Annotated in this window: 21 protein-coding genes and 1 pseudogene; 9 read left to right on the top strand and 13 right to left on the bottom strand. The window is 55.6% G+C overall.

Annotated features, from left to right (window positions below; translation table 11 throughout):
• Window positions 1–3 precede the first annotated feature (3 nt).
• The 4 genes from artJ (AU509_RS01540) to artJ (AU509_RS01525) all read left to right on the top strand — a co-directional run bounded on the left by artJ (AU509_RS01540) (window position 4) and on the right by artJ (AU509_RS01525) (window position 3,140).
• Window positions 4–735, top strand: a complete 732-nt coding sequence (gene artJ / locus AU509_RS01540) for an arginine ABC transporter substrate-binding protein (protein ID WP_094117492.1) — start codon at window positions 4–6, stop codon at window positions 733–735.
• 11 nt (window positions 736–746) lie between these two features.
• The gene (artQ, locus tag AU509_RS01535; RefSeq protein ID WP_085652305.1) at window positions 747–1,463 is read left to right on the top strand and encodes an arginine ABC transporter permease ArtQ; all 717 of its coding nucleotides are present in this window, start codon (window positions 747–749) and stop codon (window positions 1,461–1,463) included.
• Window positions 1,463–2,134, top strand: a complete 672-nt coding sequence (gene artM / locus AU509_RS01530; RefSeq protein ID WP_085652304.1) for an arginine ABC transporter permease ArtM — start codon at window positions 1,463–1,465, stop codon at window positions 2,132–2,134. Before artQ ends, artM begins: the two co-directional genes overlap by 1 nt.
• A 271-nt stretch (window positions 2,135–2,405) precedes the next feature.
• Window positions 2,406–3,140, top strand: coding sequence for an arginine ABC transporter substrate-binding protein (gene artJ / locus AU509_RS01525; RefSeq protein WP_085652303.1), 735 nt, complete (start codon window positions 2,406–2,408; stop codon window positions 3,138–3,140).
• Window positions 3,141–3,261: 121 nt separating this feature from the next.
• Here artJ (AU509_RS01525) and rlmC read toward each other — a convergent pair whose 3' ends face one another.
• The 8 genes and pseudogenes from rlmC to nfsA form a co-directional block, all read right to left on the bottom strand.
• Window positions 3,262–4,392 carry a 23S rRNA (uracil(747)-C(5))-methyltransferase RlmC gene (gene rlmC / locus AU509_RS01520; RefSeq protein ID WP_085652302.1) on the bottom strand — a complete coding sequence of 377 codons (1,131 nt, stop codon included), beginning with the start codon at window positions 4,390–4,392 and terminating at the stop codon, window positions 3,262–3,264.
• Window positions 4,393–4,459: 67 nt separating this feature from the next.
• Window positions 4,460–4,912: a YbjO family protein gene (locus tag AU509_RS01515; RefSeq protein WP_254901497.1), complete on the bottom strand. Its 453-nt coding sequence runs from the start codon at window positions 4,910–4,912 to the stop codon at window positions 4,460–4,462.
• A 120-nt stretch (window positions 4,913–5,032) separates the two neighbouring features.
• Window positions 5,033–5,872 (bottom strand): annotated as a pseudogene (gene potI / locus AU509_RS01510) (putrescine ABC transporter permease PotI); the annotation flags it as partial.
• On the bottom strand, window positions 5,869–6,816 hold the full coding sequence (potH, locus tag AU509_RS01505; protein ID WP_085652300.1) for a putrescine ABC transporter permease PotH: 948 nt from the start codon (window positions 6,814–6,816) through the stop codon (window positions 5,869–5,871). The gene potH and the pseudogene potI, both read right to left, overlap by 4 nt.
• Window positions 6,817–6,834: 18 nt before the next feature.
• The gene (gene potG / locus AU509_RS01500; protein WP_085652299.1) at window positions 6,835–7,968 is read right to left on the bottom strand and encodes a putrescine ABC transporter ATP-binding subunit PotG; all 1,134 of its coding nucleotides are present in this window, start codon (window positions 7,966–7,968) and stop codon (window positions 6,835–6,837) included.
• Between the two features lie 109 nt (window positions 7,969–8,077).
• A complete protein-coding gene (gene potF, locus AU509_RS01495; protein ID WP_085652298.1) occupies window positions 8,078–9,187 on the bottom strand; it encodes a spermidine/putrescine ABC transporter substrate-binding protein PotF in 1,110 nt (369 codons plus the stop codon).
• Between the two features lie 380 nt (window positions 9,188–9,567).
• Entirely contained in the window at window positions 9,568–10,047 is a 480-nt protein-coding gene (locus AU509_RS01490) for a type III secretion system chaperone family protein (RefSeq protein WP_085652297.1), read from the bottom strand.
• Between the two features lie 415 nt (window positions 10,048–10,462).
• Entirely contained in the window at window positions 10,463–11,185 is a 723-nt protein-coding gene (nfsA, locus tag AU509_RS01485) for an oxygen-insensitive NADPH nitroreductase (protein ID WP_085652296.1), read from the bottom strand.
• A 271-nt stretch (window positions 11,186–11,456) separates the two neighbouring features.
• Here nfsA and AU509_RS01480 point away from each other — a divergent pair, with 271 nt between their 5' ends.
• The gene (locus AU509_RS01480) at window positions 11,457–11,720 is read left to right on the top strand and encodes a GrxA family glutaredoxin (RefSeq protein WP_026740479.1); all 264 of its coding nucleotides are present in this window, start codon (window positions 11,457–11,459) and stop codon (window positions 11,718–11,720) included.
• Window positions 11,721–11,840: 120 nt separating this feature from the next.
• On the opposite strand, the gene ybjM is transcribed toward AU509_RS01480, so the two are convergent.
• Entirely contained in the window at window positions 11,841–12,212 is a 372-nt protein-coding gene (ybjM, locus tag AU509_RS01475) for an inner membrane protein YbjM (protein WP_094117490.1), read from the bottom strand.
• Between the two features lie 308 nt (window positions 12,213–12,520).
• On the opposite strand from ybjM, the gene AU509_RS01470 reads away from it, so the two are divergent.
• The gene (locus tag AU509_RS01470; protein WP_094117489.1) at window positions 12,521–14,209 is read left to right on the top strand and encodes an aspartate:alanine antiporter; all 1,689 of its coding nucleotides are present in this window, start codon (window positions 12,521–12,523) and stop codon (window positions 14,207–14,209) included.
• A 510-nt stretch (window positions 14,210–14,719) separates the two neighbouring features.
• Window positions 14,720–15,577, top strand: a complete 858-nt coding sequence (deoR, locus tag AU509_RS01465) for a DNA-binding transcriptional repressor DeoR (protein WP_094117488.1) — start codon at window positions 14,720–14,722, stop codon at window positions 15,575–15,577.
• Here deoR and AU509_RS01460 read toward each other — a convergent pair.
• The 4 genes from AU509_RS01460 to AU509_RS01445 all read right to left on the bottom strand — a co-directional run bounded on the left by AU509_RS01460 (window position 15,513) and on the right by AU509_RS01445 (window position 19,562).
• Complete coding sequence (locus AU509_RS01460) at window positions 15,513–16,700, bottom strand: serine hydrolase (protein WP_100053496.1); 1,188 nt, start codon at window positions 16,698–16,700, stop codon at window positions 15,513–15,515. The two genes, deoR and AU509_RS01460, sit on opposite strands and share 65 nt — an antisense overlap.
• Window positions 16,701–16,958: 258 nt before the next feature.
• Window positions 16,959–17,618 carry a methionine ABC transporter permease gene (locus AU509_RS01455; RefSeq protein ID WP_085652291.1) on the bottom strand — a complete coding sequence of 220 codons (660 nt, stop codon included), beginning with the start codon at window positions 17,616–17,618 and terminating at the stop codon, window positions 16,959–16,961.
• Window positions 17,611–18,627 (bottom strand): methionine ABC transporter ATP-binding protein, encoded by a 1,017-nt coding sequence (locus tag AU509_RS01450; RefSeq protein ID WP_085652290.1) that lies wholly within the window; start codon window positions 18,625–18,627, stop codon window positions 17,611–17,613. Before AU509_RS01450 ends, AU509_RS01455 begins: the two co-directional genes overlap by 8 nt.
• A gap of 83 nt (window positions 18,628–18,710) precedes the next feature.
• Window positions 18,711–19,562, bottom strand: a complete 852-nt coding sequence (locus AU509_RS01445; protein ID WP_085652289.1) for a MetQ/NlpA family ABC transporter substrate-binding protein — start codon at window positions 19,560–19,562, stop codon at window positions 18,711–18,713.
• Between the two features lie 183 nt (window positions 19,563–19,745).
• Here AU509_RS01445 and AU509_RS01440 point away from each other — a divergent pair, with 183 nt between their 5' ends.
• Entirely contained in the window at window positions 19,746–20,363 is a 618-nt protein-coding gene (locus AU509_RS01440; RefSeq protein ID WP_094117486.1) for a glutathione S-transferase family protein, read from the top strand.
• 104 nt (window positions 20,364–20,467) lie between these two features.
• A partial coding sequence (gene rimO / locus AU509_RS01435) for a 30S ribosomal protein S12 methylthiotransferase RimO (protein ID WP_176223440.1) occupies window positions 20,468–21,814 on the top strand: 1,347 nt, incomplete at its 3' end.

The following is a 21,814-nucleotide window of genomic DNA, read 5'->3' as shown; positions in this document are numbered from 1 at the left end:
TATATGAAAAAGGTACTTGTTGCCGTGCTGCTTGCCGGATCGAGCTTGTCAGCCAGCGCAGCAGACGCCCTGCGTTTTGCGACTGAAGCGTCTTATCCTCCCTTCGAATTCGTCGGCGCCGACAACCAGATCCAGGGATTTGATATCGATCTGGCTAAAGCGTTATGTCAGAAAATGGAAGCGACCTGTACCTTCAATAATCAGTCGTTCGACAGCCTGATCCCGGGTCTGAAATTCCGCCGCTTCGATGCCGTTATCGCCGGTATGGACATCACGCCCGAACGTCAGCGTCAGGTCAGCTTTACCCAGCCCTACTATGACAACTCCGCCCTGTTTATCGCCCAGAAAGACAGCGTGAAAGCGGTGTCCGCGCTGAACGGAAAACGCGTCGGCGTGCAAAATGGTACGACCCATCAGAAATACCTGCTGGATACGCATCAGGACATCACCGTCGTGCCCTACGACAGCTATCAGAATGCGGTGCTGGATCTGAAAAACGGTCGTGTTTCCGCCGTGTTCGGGGATACCGCGGTAGTCAATGAATGGCTGAAGCAGAACCCCAATCTGGCCGTTGTCGGCGAAAAGGTGACGGACAAAGCTTACTTTGGCGCCGGTCTCGGCATCGCCGTTCGTCTGCATAACGATGCGCTGCTGCAAAAGTTCAACGATACGCTGAACGGCATCAAACAGGACGGGACTTACCAGGCCCTCTATCAAAAATGGTTCCAGCAATAGTCTGATACCCAATGATTGAATTACACCCTTTAGTCAGCGCCGCCGGTATGACCGTCGGCCTTGCCCTTTGCGCTCTGTTTTTAGGCCTGATTCTGGCGATGTTGTTTGCCCTGTGGGAAACGGCACGCTGGAAAATCGTCAGCGCCTGCGGCACCGCGCTGGTCACCTTGATTCGCGGCCTGCCGGAAATTCTGGTGGTGCTGTTTATCTACTTCGGCTCTTCGCAGCTGCTGCTGATGTTGGCGGACGGATTCACGATCAATCTGTATTTGTTCCAGATTCCGATCCAGCTGAATATCGAAACCTTCGAAGTCAGTCCATTCTTATGCGGCGTTATCGCGCTGGCGCTGCTGTACGCCGCCTATGCGTCACAGACATTGCGCGGCGCGCTGAAGTCGGTCCCTCGCGGTCAGTGGGAATCCGGTCAGGCGTTGGGAATGACCAAGGGCGCGATCTTTCGTCGTCTGATCATGCCGCAGATGTGGCGCCATGCGCTGCCGGGACTGGGAAACCAGTGGCTGGTGCTGCTGAAAGATACAGCGTTGGTATCGCTGATCAGCGTGAACGACCTCATGTTGCAGACCAAAAGTATTGCCACGCGAACGCAGGAGCCTTTCACCTGGTACATGATGGCTGCGGCCATTTATCTGGTGATCACCCTACTGAGCCAGTGGGTCCTCAAGCGTATTGAAACCCGCGCCACTCGCTTCGAACGGAGGCCCTCCTGATGCTTGACTATATTCCCGAGCTGCTCAAGGGACTGCATACCAGCATCACGCTGACGGCCGCCGCGCTTATCGTGGCGCTGTTTTTGTCGCTGCTGCTGACCGTCGTGCTGACGCTGAAGACGCCGTTGCTTTCTACGCTGTCTCGCGCTTATATCACGCTGTTTACCGGCACCCCGCTGCTGGTGCAGATTTTCCTGATCTACTACGGTCCGGGCCAGTTTGACGCCATCAAGCAGATCCCCTGGCTGTGGTCGTTGTTCTCTCAGCCGTGGCTGTGCGCCATGGTCGCGCTGGCGCTTAACAGTGCCGCCTACACCACCCAGCTGTTTTACGGCGCGGTGCGGGCGATTCCCGACGGTCAATGGCAATCCTGCGCGGCCTTGGGGATGAACAAACGCCAGACGCTGCGTATTCTGCTGCCTTTCGCCTTCAAACGTGCGTTGTCATCCTACTCGAACGAAGTCGTGCTGGTGTTCAAAGGGACCTCCCTCGCCTACACCATTACGCTGATGGATGTTATGGGCTACGGGCAACAGCTGTACGGGCGCACTTACGACGTTCTGGTGTTCGGCGCCGCTGGCATCGTTTACCTTTGTGTGAACGGTCTGCTAACGTTAATTCTGCGGATGGTTGAACGCAGGGCTTTAGCCTTTGAAAATCACGATGCATAACGACGCGCGACCGTGATACTGCCAGCCCGAAAGAGCCCGACTCTCTCGGGCTTTTTTATGCAGTCAGTACGCAACCCATGATGCGAGGAATTCGGCGCTAATCGGCGAAGGGCCTTCGCCTCAGCTTTCCCATCCAGTCATACCGCTCAGCGCCCTGCCTCACTATTGAATTTATAGTTATTTTATTTGCATATAAATTCACTCAATGGCAAGGTAGGCCTCTAAGGCGGACCGTGATTTCGTCTAAAAATAATTATCTGGAGTGAACACAATGAAGAAATTGGTACTTGCCACATTGCTGGCTGGAATGACCTTTGGCGCGACGGCTGCGGACAGCATTCGGTTTGCCTCTTCGGCCACCTATCCGCCGTTTGAATTCATGGATGCGAATAATCAAATCGCCGGCTTCGATATGGATCTGGCCAAGGCCCTGTGCGACCAGATGAAGGCGACGTGTACCTTCACCAATCAGGCGTTCGACAGCCTGATCCCGGCGCTGAAATTCCGTCGTTATGACGCTGTCATTTCCGGAATGGACATCACCCCAGAGCGGAGCAAGCAAGTCGCCTTTTCACAGCCCTACTACGCCAACTCCGCCATTGTGATCGCGCAGAAAGGGAAATTCGCCACTTTCAGCGATCTCAAGGGTAAACGTATCGGTATGGAAAATGGCACCACTCACCAGAAATACCTGAATGAAAAGCATCCTGAGATACAGACGGTGTCTTACGACAGCTACCAAAATGCGATCATCGACCTCAAGAACGGCCGTATCGATGGGGTATTCGGTGATACTGCGGTGGTCAATGAGTGGCTGAAAAACAATCCTGAGCTGGCGACGGTAGGCGAGAAAATCACCGACCCAGCCTACTTCGGCATTGGTCTGGGTATCGCCGTACGTCCGGACAACACCGCCCTGCTGACCAAATTGAATCAGGCGCTGAGCGAGGTGAAAGCAAACGGCACCTACAAAACGATCAGCGATAAATGGTTCCCGGCGCAGTAAGTCAGAGAGATATCATCGTCAACGGGCTGCACAACAGCCCGTCTTAACCCCCTTCCCGATTCAGCCCCTCACGTTTAATCCGGGTTTTACCCACAAGCACTTGATGACGAGCCAGGAATTGTCACGCCACCCGCTTCAGCAAGGTCAGCACTTCATAATGCGCGGTATGCGGGAACATATCGAACAGCTGAATTTGCTCGGCGCGATAGTCCGGTAGACGCGACATATCCTTGGCCATGCTTTGCGCATTACAGCTGGAGTACAGGATGTACGGCGGCGCCATCCGGCTGAGGTACTGGCAGAGATCTTCCCCAATACCGCGACGAGGCGGGTTCACAATCACCAAATCCGGCACGGCCCCTTCCCCGGTCGCGAACCGCGTCGAATCGAGCGCCTCGAAGTGAACCTTCTCCAGACCGAGCTGCTCGGCGGAGCGTCGCGCGCAGGCGATGGCTTCAGCGCTGATTTCAATGCCGGTCAGCGTCATCTCCGGCGTTGCGCAGTGAAGCCCGAAGCCGCCGACACCGCAAAACAGATCCCACAGGCTGTGAACCGGTAGCTCGCGCACCCAACGTCGCGCGGTATCGTATAACGCGGCGGCCACGTCAGGATTAGTTTGAAAGAAACTGTGAGGACGGATGGCGAGCGGTATCTGATTGAACGCTTCCTCCAACACCTGCTGTCGACTCAGCGGAATCTCTCGGTCACCTTCCATGATCGCCTGATGCACCGGCTGGATATTCGCCGAGATCACGGTCAGCTGCGGCAGCTGTTCCTGTAACCACGGCAGCGCCGCGCGCAGTTGATCCAACTTGGTTTCCGAGCGCAAAACAAACCGCAGCATACATTGACCGTTCAACCGACTTTCCGTCAGCAGCAGGTATTTCAGTTCGCCGCGCCGACGGGCGACCTGATAGGGCGTTAATCCCGCCCGTGCAATAAACGTCTTCAATACCGCGAAGATAGGTTGGAAACTGTCGGGATAAAGCGGGCAATCGCACAGATCGACGGGAGTGCCGTCACGATGTAATACGCCCAATAGCGGTCGTTCGACGCTGCCGCTCACCACCATTTTGGCTTTGTTGCGAAAAGCCGCGAGCGGCGACGGAAATGCAGGGAGCCACTGACGAACCGGATGGTCGACCAGCAATTCATTCAAGTGCTGCTGTTTGTCTTCCAACTGCTGCGGATACTCTTTTTCCAACCATTGGCAGGAACGGCAGGAGCCGTCGTTGTAGCGGGCGCAATCCATCACGGTAAATCTAAAACCTGTTAAGAAACTAAAGGAGGCGAATTGTATCACCCCCTTGAGCGAAAGATTATTTGTGGCGCATAAAAAATCGCTGGCTGCGCCGGGGGACAAACAGGAGCAACAACATGACGACATCCGCCGCTTTGTGTTCCAGCAGCTGTTGAAGCACGCCCATTTCATCCTCTGCGCTTAGATAAAAAATGGGAGGCAGCACATTCGCGACCGACGCGACAAGAAGGTAGAGCACCGTCAGGCCTTGGCAAGCCAGATAGCACCAGCGTCCCCAGTCGCGTCCATAAAGCACCGCAAACCCACAGCGAACTTCAAGGCAAAACAGCAACCATGCCGCCAGCATCAGCAGCGTGGTATCCCATTGCGCGGCGCTGTCGCTTAGCCAACCGCTGAACCCCTCCAGGCCCAGCTCGCCAATCACCAATGCCAGCCCCACGCAGCGGGTGGCGATAATCCCGGTTCCCGCCACCATAACCGCGACGGGCGTGCCGCGTCGGTACAGTCGCAATGCATCCTTTTTTATAGACAGAATAAGACTCTCCTCCCCATAAACCATAACGCCACCTCAAATCAAGGTGGCGTTATGGTGACGGCCGGACCGGCGCTCACTCGCAGTATGCCGATCAGCCTGACGGGCTTTTTGCATATCGCGTTGCCGCTGCTTCTCCGCCCGAGCCATAAACCACCACGCAATAATACCAATAATGCCAACCACCAAGAGTATCAGCGAAGCCAGCGCGTTAATCTGCGGATTAACCCCCATCCTCACGCTGGAGAAGACTAGCATAGGTAGCGTGGTTGCACCGGGGCCCGAGACAAAACTGGCGATCACCAGATCGTCCAGCGACAGCGTGAACGCGAGCAGCCAACCCGAAACCAGCGCAGGCGCAATCATCGGCACGGTGATAATAAAGAACACTTTGAGCGGCGTCGCGCCCAAGTCCATCGCCGCTTCTTCGATCGAATGGTCCAACTCGCGCAGACGCGCGCTGACGACCACCGCCACATAGGCCGAGCAGAAGGTCACGTGCGCCAGCCAGATGGTCAGCATCCCACGCTCCGCCGGCCAGCCGATGGCGTGCCCCAGCGCGACGAACAGCAGCAGCAGCGACAGACCGGTGATGACGTCGGGCATCACCAATGGCGCCGTCAGCATGAAGGCGAAACCGTTCGACCCGCGGAAGCTGCCGAAGCGCACCATGACCAGCGACGCCATCGTCCCAATCACCACGGCCATCGTCGCCGACGCCGCCGCAATCGTCAGGCTGAGCACCACCGCGCTTATCATCGCGGAGTCATGGAACAGCGCCGTATACCACTGCGTGGACCATCCCGCCCATACTGTCACCAGACGAGAGCTGTTAAACGAGTAGACCACCAGCATCAGCATGGGCGCATACAGAAAGGTGAAGCCCAGCACCAAAATCAAAATTCGCCAAGGGGATCGCACTGCCGGTAAATCATTCATGCCTGCTCCTCCGCCGCTTTATTTTGGTGTTTATGGAACCAGATGATGGGGACGATCAGCAGGAGCAACATGACCGTCGCCACCGCGGACGCCACCGGCCAATCGCGGTTGTTGAAGAATTCCTGCCATAGAATACGGCCGATCATAATGCTGTCAGGGCCGCCCAGCAGTTCCGGAATAACGTATTCGCCGACGGTCGGGATAAAGACCAGCATCGACCCCGCGATAATACCGCCCTTGGTCAACGGCACGATGACGCTCAAGAAGGTTTTGAACGGTCGAGCGCCAAGATCCAGCGACGCTTCCACCAGCGAGTAGTCCAGCCGCGTCAGCGCGGTGTAAATCGGCAGTACCATAAACGGCAGGTAGGAGTACACCACGCCGATGTAAACCGCCAGATTGGTGTGAAGGATCGTCATCGGACTGTCGATAACGCCTAGCCACAACAGAAAGTTATTCAGAATGCCGTTTTCTTTCAAAATCCCCATCCACGCATACACCCGGATCAGAAACGACGTCCATGAAGGCAGGATCACCAGCAGCAACAGAATATTGCGGGTCGACGGTTTGCTGTGCGCGACCGCCCAGGCCAGCGGATAGCCCAGCAGCAGACAGAGCAGCGTCGAAATCGCCGCGACCTGCAACGACTGGAGATAAGCCTCGATGTACAGCGGGTCAGATAACAACTGCAAATAGTTGCCGATGTTCAGCGCAATATTTAACGTGCCATCGACCCACGTCATCAGATCGGTATATGGCGGCACCGTACGCGCCATTTCCGCCAGACTGATTTTGAAGACAATCAGGAACGGCAGCATGAACAGACACAACAGCCATAAATACGGCAGCGCGATCACTGCTTTGTGTCCATGCAGCATCCGCCAGCGCCTGAGCAGGCCGACGGTTTTTCCCGATGTCGGGTGTTGTTCAGATAAAGTCGTCATTGATGTGTGCTCCCCTTGCTACACCGTCAGCACCACACAGCTGTCCGCATCCCAGCACAACCGCACTTCATCGCCCCACGTCGGCGCATTTTTGCGATAGCGATAGGCGTTCTGCAACTGAGCGCTGATGATCTGTCCGCTTTGCAGGCGAACGTGGTAAATCGACAAATCGCCCAGATAAGCGATATGAACGACCTCGCCCACCGCGAAGTTGCAGCCGTCTTCCGGCACGTTTTCACACAGCATGATTTTTTCCGGGCGCAGCGCGATGGATACAGGTACACCATCGACGACCGAGACGTCGGAAGCCACTTTGAGCGGATGCACCAGCCCCGGGCTTTGCACGATGAACGCATCGTCCTGACGCTCCTGCAACAGCCCTTCAAACATGTTCACCGAGCCGATAAATTCCGCGCTGAACCGGGTGGTCGGATTCTCGTAAATCTCTTCCGGCTCGCCGATCTGCACAAACTTGCCGCGGTTCATGATGGCGATACGCCCCGCCATCGTCATCGCTTCTTCCTGATCGTGAGTGACCATGACGCACGTCACGCCAACGCGATCCAGAATATCGACGACCTCGAGCTGCATGCGATCGCGCAGCTTTTTGTCCAGCGCGCCCATCGGTTCATCCAACAGCAGCAGCTTCGGACGTTTCGAGAGGCTGCGCGCCAATGCGACACGCTGGCGCTGGCCGCCGGAAAGCTGATGCGGCTTACGGTTGGCGAACTCCTGCATATGCACCAGCGACAACATCTCCGCCACGCGGTCTTTGATCTCGCCGCGTGACAGTTTGTCCTGTTTAAGGCCAAACGCGATATTTTTCTCAACGGACATGTGGGGGAACAGCGCATAGGACTGGAACATCATATTGATAGGACGCAGATAAGGCGGTACCAGCGACAGATCCTGACCGTCCAGCATGATTTGCCCCTGCGTCGGGCGCTCGAAACCGGCCAGCATGCGCAGCAGTGTAGATTTACCGCAGCCGGACGCACCCAGCAGAGCGAAGAGTTCACCCTTGTAGATGGTCAGGCTGACATCATCAACGGCCACTTGTCCGTCGTAGGATTTGGTCAGATTGCGGACCTCCAGCAACGGAGTGACCGCCTTTTGGGTTTTAGGCTGAGGGCGGGAAATCGCTTCGTTCACAAATAGGGCTCTCCGGCAGAAGCAAGATACATCGCAGTCAATGGACTGCGACAGATGAAGGGGCAATCAGGCGATCGCCGCCGCCTGATTGCCAAGGTCAGAATAGCTGTTATTTACCGCTCTTGACCTTGGTCCACGAACGGGTGATCACGCGATCGATTTTCGGGGACTGCACTTTTAACGTAAACAGCTTGGCGCGAACATCGGCCGGCGGGTAAATGCCCGGGTTATTTTTAACGTCGTCTTTCACTAGCGGCAAAGACGCCTTGTTCGGGTTAGCGTAATAGACATAGTTGGTAATCCCCGCAATTACATCCGGTTTCAGCAGGTAGTTAAGGAATGCATAGGTCTCATCCAGATTTTTGGCATCTTTCGGGATCGCCAGCACGTCGAAGAAGGCCAGCGCGCCCTCTTTCGGGATGCTGTAACCAATATTGACGCCGTTTTTCGCCTCTTTGGCGCGGTTCGACGCCTGCATCACGTCCCCGGCCCAGCCAATCGCGACGCAAATGTCGCCGTTAGCCAGATCGTTGATGTATTGCGAGGAGTGGAAGTAGCGGATGCTTGGGCGCAGCTTCAGCAGCAGGTCGTTGGCGGATTGCGTGTAGTCGCTCTCTTTCGTGCTGTTAGGATCTTTACCCTGATAATTCAGCACGGTGGCATAGATTTCCGCCGGAGCGTCGAGGAAGGAAACGCCGCAACTTTTCAGTTTTTCCAGGTTTTCAGGTTTGAGCACCAAATCCCAGCTGTTCACCGGAGCATCTTTGCCCAGCACCGCTTTGACCTTGTCGACGTTGTAGCCGATACCAGTGGTCGCCCATAAATAGGGCACCGCGTATTGATGACCCGGATCGTGAGGTTCAATCAGTTTCATCAGCTCAGGATCGAGGTTTTGGTAATTCGGCAGTCGGCTCTTGTCGAGCGGCTGAAAAATGCCCGCGCTCAGCTGACGCTCCAGAAAGCTGGCCGAAGGCACCACCAGGTCGAATCCGGTGCTGCCCGCCATCAATTTGCCTTCCAACAGTTCGTTGGAGTCAAATACGTCATAAACGACTTTGATGCCCGACTCTTTCTGGAAATTCTGCAGCGTGTCCGGCGCAATATAGTCGGACCAGTTGTAGACATGCAGCGTTTTATCTTCCGCCAATGCTGTGGCGGACGCCGCCATCAGCACGCTGGCAACCACACCCGATAACCATTTTTTACGTTGGGTGAACATATCCGTTCATTCCTCCATCTCAGGGGACAAATTAGGATTGACTGTGCATCTATCGATAACGCGAGTGTGTCGACCAGGGCAGCATTCGCAATGTGTTTTCATCGACTTGCGTCAGAATTCAGTATAGCGAATGACCGTCGGAACACGGCGGACCGCAGGCATAACTACCGTTTTAAAGCATAACCGGACTGAACTGGAGGCACCATAGAGGGGGAGTAAAACCGGGGTTTATGAATGATTTAGGGGGATTTGGTTGATACTGCTCGGCCAATGTCGCCTAAATGCCGTGGAATATAGGGCAAATAGGCGAAAAAGCTAAAATAAAACTCGGAGGGTCAAAAATAAGAAAATGCGATGGTACTAACTGATTAATAACACGATCAATGAAGGCTGGGCGCGGTAGCACGACTAGCAGGACTCTCTTCTTCATCACCGATAAACAGCAGATTGTTGGCACCTGCTTCCATAATCACCATCGACGTTTGTTCTTCAGCCTGCTGCATAAAGTAACGGAACTGTTCCAGACTGATCCCCGCACCGGCGCTAAAGGTCTGGCAGGCGATCAGCTTCGGCAGGTTATCGTCCTGGATGTCCAGAAATACCTTGGCCGTCAGAGAACTGGCGTTAGTTTGGCTCAGGTCGCCCACCAGCGGGATTAGCGCCGTCGGCTTCACTTCCGCCAACGCGGAAAACACGATGACCTTATCGACGATATCGACCTTGGCATCAAATATGCCGTCGAAATTTTGCATATGCGGCAAATGCAGCGCGTCGCAAGAGTCACATTCGAAATAAATGATGCCCAGTTGATCCAGCCACCGCCGTAGCACATTCAAATCAGGGACGATGATTGAATCCATATAAACTTGCCTCATTACTTACCCATCAGTGAAAAAAAGACACCGGCCCGCCAGACTATCGTGCGCTAATGCCCTCTATCAACATCCCGCCGGTGGAATCGGCGGCGACAGAGCATGGCCTGCGCATAAGCTCGCGGGGAGTGACGTACAGTCACCGGGCAGTCGGATAACGAAGACGCAAAACGAGTTGAGCGCTATCGCCTATTCGCTGCCTGATACGGCGCCTGAACGCGAATCTAGTATATCAAGAGCGACACCGCTGAGTCCCCCTGTTTTTGCCGACCGCCGGGCTGGCCTCTCCTTGAGTGGTCCTCATGGCCCACGAAAATCGCGTCGAGTGCGACGTTCGTCAGCCTGCCTTGACGCGTTAGCGCCACACGGGTCATCGGAAAAAGCGCACTGACTCAGTGCCGCGTCAGCGTCTAATCCATCCCTGAGAATGTAGGTAATTCAACATGAAAGGACGTTGTTCTTTTGCCAACGCTTTTCGGATATGGTCGCTCCAGCTGCCGCTGTGCTTATTGTCGCCGCGCTGCTGGTAATATTCCGTCAGCTGCTGGTCATACTGCGCCAACACGCTTTTATCCAACGGTGCATAGGTATTTTCATGGATCATCAGCTCCGCAGGCAGACGCGGCTTTTGATCCGGCTGGGCCGCCGGATAGCCAAGGCAAAGCCCGAACAACGGCAGCACCTGTTCAGGCAGTTTAAGCAACGCCGTGACTTCCGCGATATGGTTACGGATTCCGCCGATGTACACGCCGCCCAGCCCGAGCGACTCCGCCGCCACCAACGCATTCTGCGCCATAATGGCGGTATCGACGCAGCCCAGCAACAGCTGCTCCGCCAGCCCCACCTCCGCTTCCGGGAAGATTTGCAGGTGTCGATTGAAGTCCGCGCAAAAAACCCAAAACTCCGGCGCCTGCGCCACATACGCCTGACCTCCGCTCAGTTTGACCAGCGCCTGACGAGACGCATTGTCGGTAATGCGAATCAGGGAGACACATTGCAACATGCTAGAGGTCGAGGCACTCCGGGCGGACTGAAAAATGGCCTGACGCTGGTCGTCGGTCAGCGGTTGGTCGGTAAACTGGCGAATGGAGCGGTGATGACAAAGTAAATCGATAGTGGGAGTCACGATGGCGATCCTTACGCGTGATGAAAGTGGCTGACGCGCCGATGGACAGCGGTGGGCGCGGCAATCGACAAAATTAACAGCGACAGTATGCGTCGCTCAGCCCACAATTATAAGACAGCCTGCAAGGCTCACAACGCAGAGCATCGAACTTCTTCGCGGCACTGATAGCCTCAGGGCATCACTACGACAGGCAATGACTGCTTTTTATTGCGTTTTCATCCGGGCATAGTAAAAGGGTTGGCTAAATTTGAGATTGAATGAAGGAGTAAGCATGTTTGCTGTAATTTTCGGACGTCCAGGTTGTCCTTATTGTGTACGCGCCAAAGAACTGGCGGAAAAACTGACCGCTCAGCGCGATGATTTCAGCTATCGCTACGTTGATATTCAGGAAGAAGGGATCACCAAAGCCGATCTGTCAAAAACCGTCGGCAAACCGGTTGAGACCGTTCCGCAGATTTTCCTGGATGAGCAGCACATCGGCGGCTGCACAGATTTTGAAGCTTATGCGAAAGAACATCTGAATCTGTTCAAGTGACAATGTCACTTAACAGATAATTGATGAGACAGAAGGCGCTTCCCGCGCCTTTTTTACGCTGAAGGATGAATCACCATCGAGACTTCACTCCCTGCGAGGAAAGACAAGCCCCACGTTACCTCAGCGAAAGAAGTGACGCATCACCGCCCTCAGAAATAGCAGCAGCAACCCGCCCAGCAAAGTCCAGAATACTGACACCACGACATACGCCAAATCTTGCCAGAATGACCCGCAAGACGCATGGCCTGCACGCAGCAGCCACAGACAGAGGGGAACCGCGATCAAGGCGCCAATCAGGGTATAACGCATTCTGTCGCACCCCGTCAGATAGCTGGAGATCATACCCGGCAGTAAAAATAGCAACATGCCCGGTTCGCCATTACCCCCCTGTACCGTCGCTACTTTGAACGACATCATCTTTTGACTGAGAAAAACCAGTGTAAACAACACCATGCAACTGATTATCCCAATCCAACCTTTATTGTTTGCCATGCTTCGCCTTCTCACTATAAACAGGTGACAATACCTTCCGACCTCGTCATAAAGCACAGGCCACTCATCATGGTATTTCCCTGATGTGCCAAGACGGTGCTCTTGGCGCGTTTTATCTGCATACACAGCTGGTTGTAACGCAAATAAACTTCTAGAATAGCGACCGCCACACCAATCGTTACAGACACGGCTGATTCCCTTCATTTCATGCAACTCCGCTGTCGACGCCAGCGTCCTTGTGATGGAGTAAATTTAGCCTAAATTACTTTTATATCAAGAACTTAATAGTAAAAAATAAGTTGCATCCCATGAATATAAACGTCGCTGATTTGTTAAACGGGAATTACATTCTGCTGCTGTTCGTCGTTCTGTGTTTGGGTCTTTGTTTGGGGAAGTTAAGGCTAGGTTCCGTACAACTCGGTAATTCTATTGGAGTTTTAGTGGTCTCATTGTTTCTGGGACAACAACATTTCACTATTAATGCCGAAGCCCTCAGCCTGGGATTCATGTTGTTTATTTTTTGTGTAGGCGTCGAAGCTGGCCCCAACTTCTTTTCAATTTTTTTCCGCGACGGCAAAAACTATCTGATGCTGGCCCTGGTTATGGTCGGTAGCGCGCTGGTACTCGCGCTGATATTAGGCAAGGTTTTCGGCTGGGGGATCGGGCTAACCGCCGGTATGCTGGCGGGATCCATGACCTCAACCCCGGTACTGGTCGGAGCAGGTGATACGCTGAGGAACGCGTTCGGCGCCACGCCTGTGCTCGGCATCGAGCAGGAACACCTGAGTCTGGGCTATGCCCTAACCTATCTCATCGGCTTGGTCAGCCTGATCTTTGGCGCACGCTATCTGCCCAAATTACAGCATCAGGATCTCCCGACCAGCGCCCAGCAAATCGCACGCGAGCGCGGTCTGGACGCCGACAGCCAGCGTAAGATTTATCTGCCGATTATCCGCGCTTATCGCGTCGGGCCGGAGCTGGTAGCCTGGGCCGATGGTAAAAACCTGCGCGAATTGGGCATCTATCGCCAAACCGGCTGCTATATCGAACGGATTCGGCGTAACGGTATTCTGGCCAGCCCGGACGGCGATGCGGTGCTGCAACTGGGCGACGAAATCTCGCTGGTCGGCTACCCGGATGCGCACGCGCGGCTCAATCCCAACTTCCGCGACGGCAAAGAGGTCTTTGACCGCGACCTGCTGGATATGCGTATCGTCACCGAAGAGATTGTGGTGAAGAACCACAACGCCGTCGGCAAACGGCTCAGTCAGCTTAAACTGACCGACCACGGCTGCTTCCTCAACCGCATTGTCCGTAGCCAGATTGAAATGCCGATTGACGATGGTGTGGTGCTGAATAAAGGGGATGTGTTGCAGGTCAGCGGAGATACCCGACGGGTCAAAAGCATTGCAGACCGCATCGGATTTATTTCCATCCACAGTCAGCTCACCGACCTGCTCGCCTTTTGCGCCTTCTTTATTATCGGCATCATGATTGGACTGATCTCATTCCAGTTCAGCCACTTCTCGTTCGGCGTCGGCAACGCCGCCGGCCTGCTGTTTGCGGGCATCATGCTGGGCTTTCTGCGCGCCAACCACCCGACTTTCGGCTACATCCCTCAGGGGGCGCTGAATATGGTGAAGGAGTTCGGGCTGATGGTCTTCATGGCGGGCGTTGGACTGAGCGCAGGCGGCACCATCAACAGCAGTCTCGGCGCCATTGGTCTGCAAATGCTGCTGTCCGGGCTGCTGGTCAGTCTGGTGCCGGTGTTTATCTGTTTCCTGTTCGGCGCTTACATTCTGCGTATGAACCGGGCGTTACTGTTCGGGGCGATCATGGGAGCCCGTACCTGCGCCCCGGCAATGGACATCATTAGCGATGCCGCCCGCAGCAATATTCCGGCGCTCGGCTACGCGGGAACTTATGCCATTGCCAATGTTCTCCTGACGCTGGCCGGCTCGCTGATTGTGATCATCTGGCCGGAGCTTCCTCTGTAGGGATGAGCGCACATAAAGGGATTAACCTATGCGCAACGCGGTGGACAAAACTTTCCATTTGTCCATCGCGTTACCGGCTTCCTAAAAGAGGCAATATACCCTTCGTATTTTACGGTCTACATCTGCCAAAACCTTATTTTGGTAGGACGCTAATTACCTGCATTTGTAATTAGTTACGCTTATTTAAATAGACACTCCATTAGTTTCTCACCGTCTGTTTGCACCACCGTTAGCTAAACCGCTATATTACTGTCCCGTCTGCCGACTCACCGGCTCAGGCTATTTCCCGCATGAACATGGCTGTTCCTGCTGCTTCAGACTGCGGTTGACCGCACTCTGGCCCGGCACACAGAACACGCTGTGCGCCACCTTTTAGACCTCTGAACATGAGCCACCTCGCGTTGGCGTCAGCCTATCGCTGTCGACGGGGGTCCATCGTTAACACGGAGGCGGACACCTTTCTCGCTGCACGTTTTTATTTTGACACTATTTACTTTACTGGGGACCATCATGGTAATGCGCCGCATCGAACGGCTGAACACACTGGCTCACGCCTTGAAGAAAACCGACAAAATGCACCTTAAAGAGGCGGCGCTGTTGCTGGGCGTTTCTGAAATGACCGTCAGACGCGACCTGAACAGCGAGGAGACGAGCGTGATGTTGCTAGGCGGCTATGTGGTCAGCGATCCCAGAAGTCACGCAGTCGGCGGTTATCTCGTTGCCGAGCGTGAACAGTGTCAGGTGGAGGAGAAACGACAAACCGGCGAGCAAGCGGCATTGTTAGTCAAAGCCAACGACATCGTTTTTTTCGACTGCGGCACCACGACCAGCTTCATCATTGAAGCGATCCCGGATGACATTTGTTTCACCGGCGTCTGCTACTCACTCAACACCTTTATGGCGCTGCAAAATAAGCCGTTGTGTCAGGCTATCTTGTTGGGCGGACTGTTCAACGCAGACAAAGCGCTGTTCACCCCTATCGGCCACCAGCACGACATGGACCATCTCTGCCCGCACGTCGCGTTTATCTCCGCGGAAGGGGTCGATCTTCAAGTCGGGGCCACCTGTCTGGATGTCGCTGAACTGGCGATAAAACATCGCGCTTTATCGGCCAGCCAGCGCAACGTGTTGGTCGTCGACAACAGTAAATTCGAGAAACGCAGCCCGGCCCGCATCGGCGAACTGACGCTTTTCGATGCAGTGGTCAGCGACCGTTTACCGACCGCCGACTACATTCACTATTGCGCCAAACAGGATATCCAGTTACTCACTCCCGACCTGCCCGACATGTCGGCTCTCCCCATCACCCCAGCAGACCGCCAAACCACTGATTCAGCTTCATCAGCACCGCATCCCACAGGCGGCTGAAGAACCCGGCTTCCGGGACGTCATCCATCGCCACCAGCGGCCGCTGTGCGATGGATTTTCCGTCCAGCTGAAAATCGACCGTCCCGACCACCTGCCCTTTTTTCAGCGGCGCCGTCAGCGATGGTGAATTGAGCGTGAAGCTGGCCCGCAGATTTTTACTCTGTCCTTTGGGAATGCTGAGCGCGGCGTCTTCCGCCACGCTCAGCCGCGCCTGCGAACTCTCGCCGAACCACAGACGTTGCGTCGTCAGCACCGTATCGCTGAGCAGAGGCGTGACCGTATCGTAAAATCGAAATCCCCAGGTCAGCAGCTTTTCACTTTCGCGGAAGCGTACGGCATCGGTCGGCGCGCCCAGCACAACGGAAATCAGGCGCATCTCGCCTTGCGTGGCGGACGCCACCAGATTATGGCCTGCGCCATTGGTATGACCGGTCTTCACTCCATCTACCGCCAGATGGCTGCTCCACAGCAGACGATTGCGGTTCACCTGACGAATATTATTGAAGGTGAAAGACTTCTCTTTGTGCAGCGCATATTCGTCAGGCACGTCGCGAATCAGCGCCCGGCTCAGCAACGCCATGTCCCGCGCAGTGCTGTATTGTCCCTCCGCATCCAGACCGTGGACGGTCAGGAAATGCGTGTTGGTCAACCCCAGTGCTTTTACGTACTGATTCATCAGCCCGACAAACGCATCCTGACTGCCCGCCACATAATCCGCCAGCGCGATGCTGGCATCGTTGCCGGACTGAATGACGATACCTTTATTCAATTCTGAGACGGCAATCTGATCGCCGGGCTTCAGGAACATCAGCGAGGAACCGCGCAGCGCCGGATTGCCGGTCGCCCAGGCATCTTTTCCGACGGTCACCACATCAGTGGTTTTGATTTTGCCGGCTTTCACCGCCTGCCCGATCACATAGCTGGCCATGATTTTGGTCAGACTGGCGGGATCGAGCCGCTCATCCGCCAGGGATTCGGCCAGCACCTGCCCGCTATGGAAATCCATCAGGATATAGGCTTTGGCGTCAATCTGCGGCGCAGGCGGCGCTTGTTCCGCGACCGCGGGAAATACCGTTACGAAGATCAGGCTGGCGATACCGGCCTGTAAGCGGGGAAAACGCATCATGATTTTCATCGGTTAGCAGCTCTGTCCTTAAGTCGTTAACTACGGAGAGGAACTCTATGCAGACATATTCTGACACACTCAAAAGTAGCCGTTCACGTGCCGTAATAAAACGTCTCAATGTGTAAAGTTACTCAAACGTGAGGAAAGACCAATTGGAGGAGACGGTAACTGCGGGTAAAACCGAAGAAAAAAGAGAGGATAAAGGGCACCTCGCCCACCGCCTCGAAAAGGCTATGGGAAGGCGCCCCGATGCGATCAGCGTCGCTCGCGCTTATCGGCCCGTTTCGCCAGCCAGTCGCCCAGCGTTTGTACGATCTGCACCAGAATCACCAGCGCAATGACCGTCACCACCATGACCTGCGTTTCGTAGCGGTAGTAGCCAAAGCGGATCGCCAGATCCCCGACACCGCCGCCGCCAACGATGCCCGCCATCGCCGAGTAGCCGATCAGGCTCACCAACGTAATCGTCAGGCCGCGCAGCAGCCCGGAACGCGCTTCCGGCAGCAGCACCGTGCCGATGATACGCATCGGACTCGCGCCAAATGCTTCGGCGGCTTCCACAATACCCGGATCGACTTCCCGCAGCGCGCTATCCACCAGCCGCGCGTAGAACGCGATAGCGGCCACGGACATAGGCACCGAGGCGGCGATGGGGCCGATGGTGTTGCCGAGCAGGATCTGCGTCAGCGGGAGCAGCAGCACCAGCAAAATCACGAACGGAATCGAACGGATGATATTCACCAGCACGGTGCTAAGCAGATAGAAAAAGCGGTTCTCCCAGAACAGATGCCGGTCGGTGACGTAGATCAATAGCCCCAGCGGCAGGCCGCCGATCACGGCGAACAGTGTGGAAATGCCTACCATCTGGAAGGTTTCACCGAATGCGGCGATCAAATCACCCCATAACTCATCCATGCAGCACCTCCACGTTGGCGGTTTTATGTCGAATATAGTCTACGGCGGCCGTGACCTGCGACGGGTCCGACGGGTGCGTCAGCAGCGCCACTAAAATGCCCAGCGCCCGGTTGCCGATGTACTCGATTTTGCCGTGCAGAATATTCACGGATACGCCGAAGCGCGTTGCCACATCCGACAACACCGGCTGTTCGGCGGAATCGCCCACAAACAGGATTTTCAGCAGCGTCCCCTGCAAATCCTCTTTCAGTCGGGTAGGCAGTTCCAGATTCAGCGTATGCGCCACCAGCTGGCGAGTGAAATCATGCTGCGGCGTCGCGAAAATATCGAACACGTCGCCCTCTTCCACCACGCGCCCGCCGGTCATCACCGCCACGCGATTGCAGATCGTCTTAATGACGCTCATTTCATGAGAAATCAGTACGATAGTGATGCCGAGCTTTTCGTTGATCTCTTTCAGCAACGACAGGATCGCGGCGGAGGTTTCCAGATCCAACGCCGACGTCGGCTCGTCGCACAGCAGCACTTCAGGATGATTGGCTATCGCCCGCGCAATGCCGACCCGCTGCTTTTGCCCGCCGCTGAGCTGCGCCGGGTAGGCCTGAGCCTTGTCCGCCAGCCCGACCAGCGCCAGAATTTCCGGCACCCGGCGCTCAATCTCCTGCCCGGACTTGCCCGCCGATTTCAGGCTGAACGCCACGTTTTGCGCGACGGTGCGCGTCTGCATCAGATTGAAGTGTTGGAAAATCATGCCGACTTTCTGCCGGCAGTGACGCAGCTTGGCGCCGCGAAGATCGCTGATGCGCACGCCGTTCACGCTGACATGACCTGAGGTCGGGCGCTGCAACAGGTTGATGGTGCGCAACAGGGTACTTTTCCCTGCGCCGCTCGCCCCAACGATGCCATACACATCGCCCCGGCGGATATGCAGTGAAACATCATCCACTGCTTTTGTTTCTCGTTGTTTTCCGTGAGGAAAATCAACGCTGACATTGTCTATGCGAATCATCGTTCGCGGACTCCCAACCGAATAACAGAACAACAGAAAGCCGGTCAGTGACCGGCTCTATAAAAAGAACGCAGCCAGACCGGTTACGGGGCCGTGGTCGGCGCAGGCGTCTGCGCATGCATCCATTCCGGTTTCTGGAACTGGCTGAACATCGTCGCCGGGTTGTCGATGACCGCCGCATAGGCTGGCGATTCAACGGCGGCTTTGATGTCCTTCACAAACGGTTTATCCACATCCGCCGTCCGAACGGCAATTACGTTCTTCAGGTTTTCATCCAGCGTTTCCAGCTTCAATGCCGAAGAGAGTTTCAGTCCGGCGGAAATCGCAAAGTTACCGTTGATCAGCGAGGCCGTCACGCTATCCAGCGTACGCGGCAGCTGCGCGGCTTCGAGCGGTTTGAACACCAGCCCTCGCGGGTTGCTAACGATATCTTTTTCCGACGCCTTGGTTGGATCGATATCGGCTTTGATGGTAATCAGTCCCAGCGATTGCAGGAAACGCAGGCCCCGAGCCAGGTTAGTGGGATCGTTGGACAGCGTCACGATGTCGCCTTTCTTCAGTTCATCCAACGAGGTGATTTTGCGCGAATAGAAGCCCATGCTGGCGGTCGGCACTGCGATAAGACGGGTCAGTTTCAGCCCCTTATCCGCTGCGAACTTGTCCAGATACAGGGTATGTTGAAACAGGTTGGCGTCGATGCTGCCGTTCGACAGCGCGAGATTAGGCTGAACGTAGTCGCTGAATTCGCGCACCACGACCTTATAACCTTTCTGCGTCAGCTCCGGTTTGATGGCCTGTTTCACCATATCGCCATAGGGGCCGGGCGCTACGCCGAATACGATGGTGTGTGCGTCGCTCTGCGCGAAAGCGCAGTGAATACCCGAGGCCAGCAGCGCTGCAGCAAACGTCGCCCGAATAGAATGTGAAAATGTCATAACACCCTTCCTGTCTGAGTCATTGTTGTCATTGGTTATCATGATTATTAGGGGAATCAGCGTAATAAATAAATAATAAAAAACCCTATGATATGCAGGCATAACGATGAGCGACTTTATTTCGCGCCATCCGCATGGTCTTATCTACACTAAGGGTCAAAACGTAACAGAAGGATCGACACAATGCTAACCCTGTGGGGACGCGAGAATTCGACGAACGTCAAAAAGGTACTCTGGTGTGCCGAGGAGTTAGGGCTGACGTACCAGCACATTCCTCTGGGCGGGGCTTTCGGTGGTAATCACGACCCCGACTATCTGGCGCTGAATCCCAACGGACTGATCCCCTGCCTGCGGGACGATGAGCTGGTGCTGTGGGAATCTAACAGCATCGTGCGCTATCTGGCAGCGCAGTATGGGCAAGGTTCGCTGTATCTGGCCGATGCGAAAGCGCGCGCCAGCGCGGAGAAATGGATGGATTGGGCGATGTCCTTAGCCTCGTTTTTTGGGCCGGTGTTTATCAATATGATGCGCACGCCTCCCGCCCAGCGCGATATGGCCGCCGTTGAAGCGAATATCGCGCGTTGCGAATCGCTGCTGAGCATCGCCGATGACGCGCTGGCTTCCCTGCCCTGGCTCTCTGGGGAACACTTCGGCATTGGCGATATTCCGCTGGGCTGCATCGCCTACGGCTGGTTCGGCATGCCCATCACGCGCCAGTCGCACCCTCATCTGGAGCGCTGGTATCAACAATTAACGACGCGTTCGGCGTTTAAAAATAAAGTGATGATCCCTCTGAGCTAAACCGTCGGGTCCTCCGTCAAGATTGGCGGCCGGGCCTGTTTCCTGCCGTTGATTCAGGTATAATCCGCCGACTTTTTCCCGTACAACCCGATGTATGAGACGCTATGACTGTTAACTCCTTCGATCCTTCGCAGACCACCACGTTGGCGGCCCCGGAGAAAACGCTGACCCAGCAAAAGAACGGCGGCGACAAGCCGCAGGGCAATAAAATCGGTTTTGTCAGCCTGGGCTGCCCCAAAAACCTGGTGGACTCCGAGCGCATCCTCACGGAGCTGCGCACCGAAGGGTATCAGGTGGTGCCAAGCTATCACGACGCCGACCTGGTGATCGTCAACACCTGCGGCTTTATCGACAGCGCCGTGCAGGAGTCGTTGGAAACCATCGGCGAAGCGCTGAATGAAAACGGCAAGGTCATCGTCACCGGCTGTCTCGGCGCTAAAGAGAATCAAATTCGCGAAGTGCATCCCAACGTGTTGGAAATCAGCGGGCCGCACAGCTACGAGCAGGTGCTGTCCCACGTCCATCACTATGTCCCGCAGCCCGCGCACAACCCATTCACCAGCCTGGTGCCGGAGTCCGGCGTGAAGCTGACGCCGAGACACTACGCCTACCTGAAGATTTCGGAAGGCTGCGACCATCGCTGCACCTTCTGCATCATCCCCTCCATGCGCGGCAAACTGGACAGCCGCCCTGTTGGCTCCGTCCTGGATGAGGCTAAACGTCTGGCCGACGCCGGAGTGAAAGAGCTGCTGGTGATCTCGCAGGATACCTCCGCCTACGGCACCGACATCAAACACCGCACCGGCTTCTGGAACGGCCAGCCGGTCAAGTCCAGCATGGTCAGCCTGTGCGAACAGCTGGCGACGCTGGGGATTTGGGTCCGCCTGCACTACGTCTACCCTTACCCGCACGTCGACGAGGTTATCCCGTTGATGGCAGAAGGCAAAATCCTGCCGTATCTGGATATCCCGCTACAGCACGCCAGCCCGAAAGTGTTGAAGCTGATGAAACGCCCCGGCGCGGTCGAACGCACGCTGGAGCGCATTAAACGCTGGCGTGAGATCTGCCCGGCGCTGACGCTGCGCTCAACCTTCATCGTCGGCTTCCCCGGCGAAACGGAGGAAGACTTCCAGATGTTGTTGGATTTCCTGAAAGAAGCGCAGCTGGATCGCGTGGGCTGCTTCAAGTTCAGCCCGGTGGAAGGTGCTACCGCCAATACGCTACCCGATCCGGTGCCGGAGGAGATCAAGGAGGAGCGCTATCACCGCTTCATGCAGCTGCAACAGCAGATTTCCACACAGCGCCTGCAGGCGAAAATCGGCCTGGAGCTGCCGGTACTGATCGATGAAGTCGATGAAGAAGGCGCTATCGGTCGTAGCATGGCCGACGCCCCGGAAATCGACGGCGCGGTCTATCTGAACGGCGAAACTCGCCTCAAGCCGGGCGATCTC

This window comes from Lonsdalea britannica (assembly GCF_002111595.1).
GTDB classification, from domain to species: Bacteria; Pseudomonadota; Gammaproteobacteria; order Enterobacterales; family Enterobacteriaceae; genus Lonsdalea; species Lonsdalea britannica.
Note: the sequence above shows the minus strand (reverse complement) of the source record. Positions and strands in the feature narration are given on the sequence as shown.

Bases quoted from the DNA above. Each gene is read 5' to 3' on its own strand.
- artJ (WP_094117492.1), top strand. From the start codon at position 4: ATGAAAAAGGTACTTGTTGCCGTGCTGCTTGCCGGATCGAGCTTGTCA.
- artQ (WP_085652305.1), top strand. From the start codon at position 747: ATGATTGAATTACACCCTTTAGTCAGCGCCGCCGGTATGACCGTCGGC.
- artM (WP_085652304.1), top strand. From the start codon at position 1,463: ATGCTTGACTATATTCCCGAGCTGCTCAAGGGACTGCATACCAGCATC.
- artJ (WP_085652303.1), top strand. From the start codon at position 2,406: ATGAAGAAATTGGTACTTGCCACATTGCTGGCTGGAATGACCTTTGGC.
- rlmC (WP_085652302.1), bottom strand. From the start codon at position 4,392: ATGGATTGCGCCCGCTACAACGACGGCTCCTGCCGTTCCTGCCAATGG.
- potH (WP_085652300.1), bottom strand. From the start codon at position 6,816: ATGACGACTTTATCTGAACAACACCCGACATCGGGAAAAACCGTCGGC.
- potF (WP_085652298.1), bottom strand. From the start codon at position 9,187: ATGTTCACCCAACGTAAAAAATGGTTATCGGGTGTGGTTGCCAGCGTG.
- AU509_RS01490 (WP_085652297.1), bottom strand. From the start codon at position 10,047: ATGGATTCAATCATCGTCCCTGATTTGAATGTGCTACGGCGGTGGCTG.
- AU509_RS01480 (WP_026740479.1), top strand. From the start codon at position 11,457: ATGTTTGCTGTAATTTTCGGACGTCCAGGTTGTCCTTATTGTGTACGC.
- ybjM (WP_094117490.1), bottom strand. From the start codon at position 12,212: ATGGCAAACAATAAAGGTTGGATTGGGATAATCAGTTGCATGGTGTTG.
- AU509_RS01470 (WP_094117489.1), top strand. From the start codon at position 12,521: ATGAATATAAACGTCGCTGATTTGTTAAACGGGAATTACATTCTGCTG.
- deoR (WP_094117488.1), top strand. From the start codon at position 14,720: ATGGTAATGCGCCGCATCGAACGGCTGAACACACTGGCTCACGCCTTG.
- AU509_RS01460 (WP_100053496.1), bottom strand. From the start codon at position 16,700: ATGCGTTTTCCCCGCTTACAGGCCGGTATCGCCAGCCTGATCTTCGTA.
- AU509_RS01455 (WP_085652291.1), bottom strand. From the start codon at position 17,618: ATGGATGAGTTATGGGGTGATTTGATCGCCGCATTCGGTGAAACCTTC.
- AU509_RS01450 (WP_085652290.1), bottom strand. From the start codon at position 18,627: ATGATTCGCATAGACAATGTCAGCGTTGATTTTCCTCACGGAAAACAA.
- AU509_RS01445 (WP_085652289.1), bottom strand. From the start codon at position 19,562: ATGACATTTTCACATTCTATTCGGGCGACGTTTGCTGCAGCGCTGCTG.
- AU509_RS01440 (WP_094117486.1), top strand. From the start codon at position 19,746: ATGCTAACCCTGTGGGGACGCGAGAATTCGACGAACGTCAAAAAGGTA.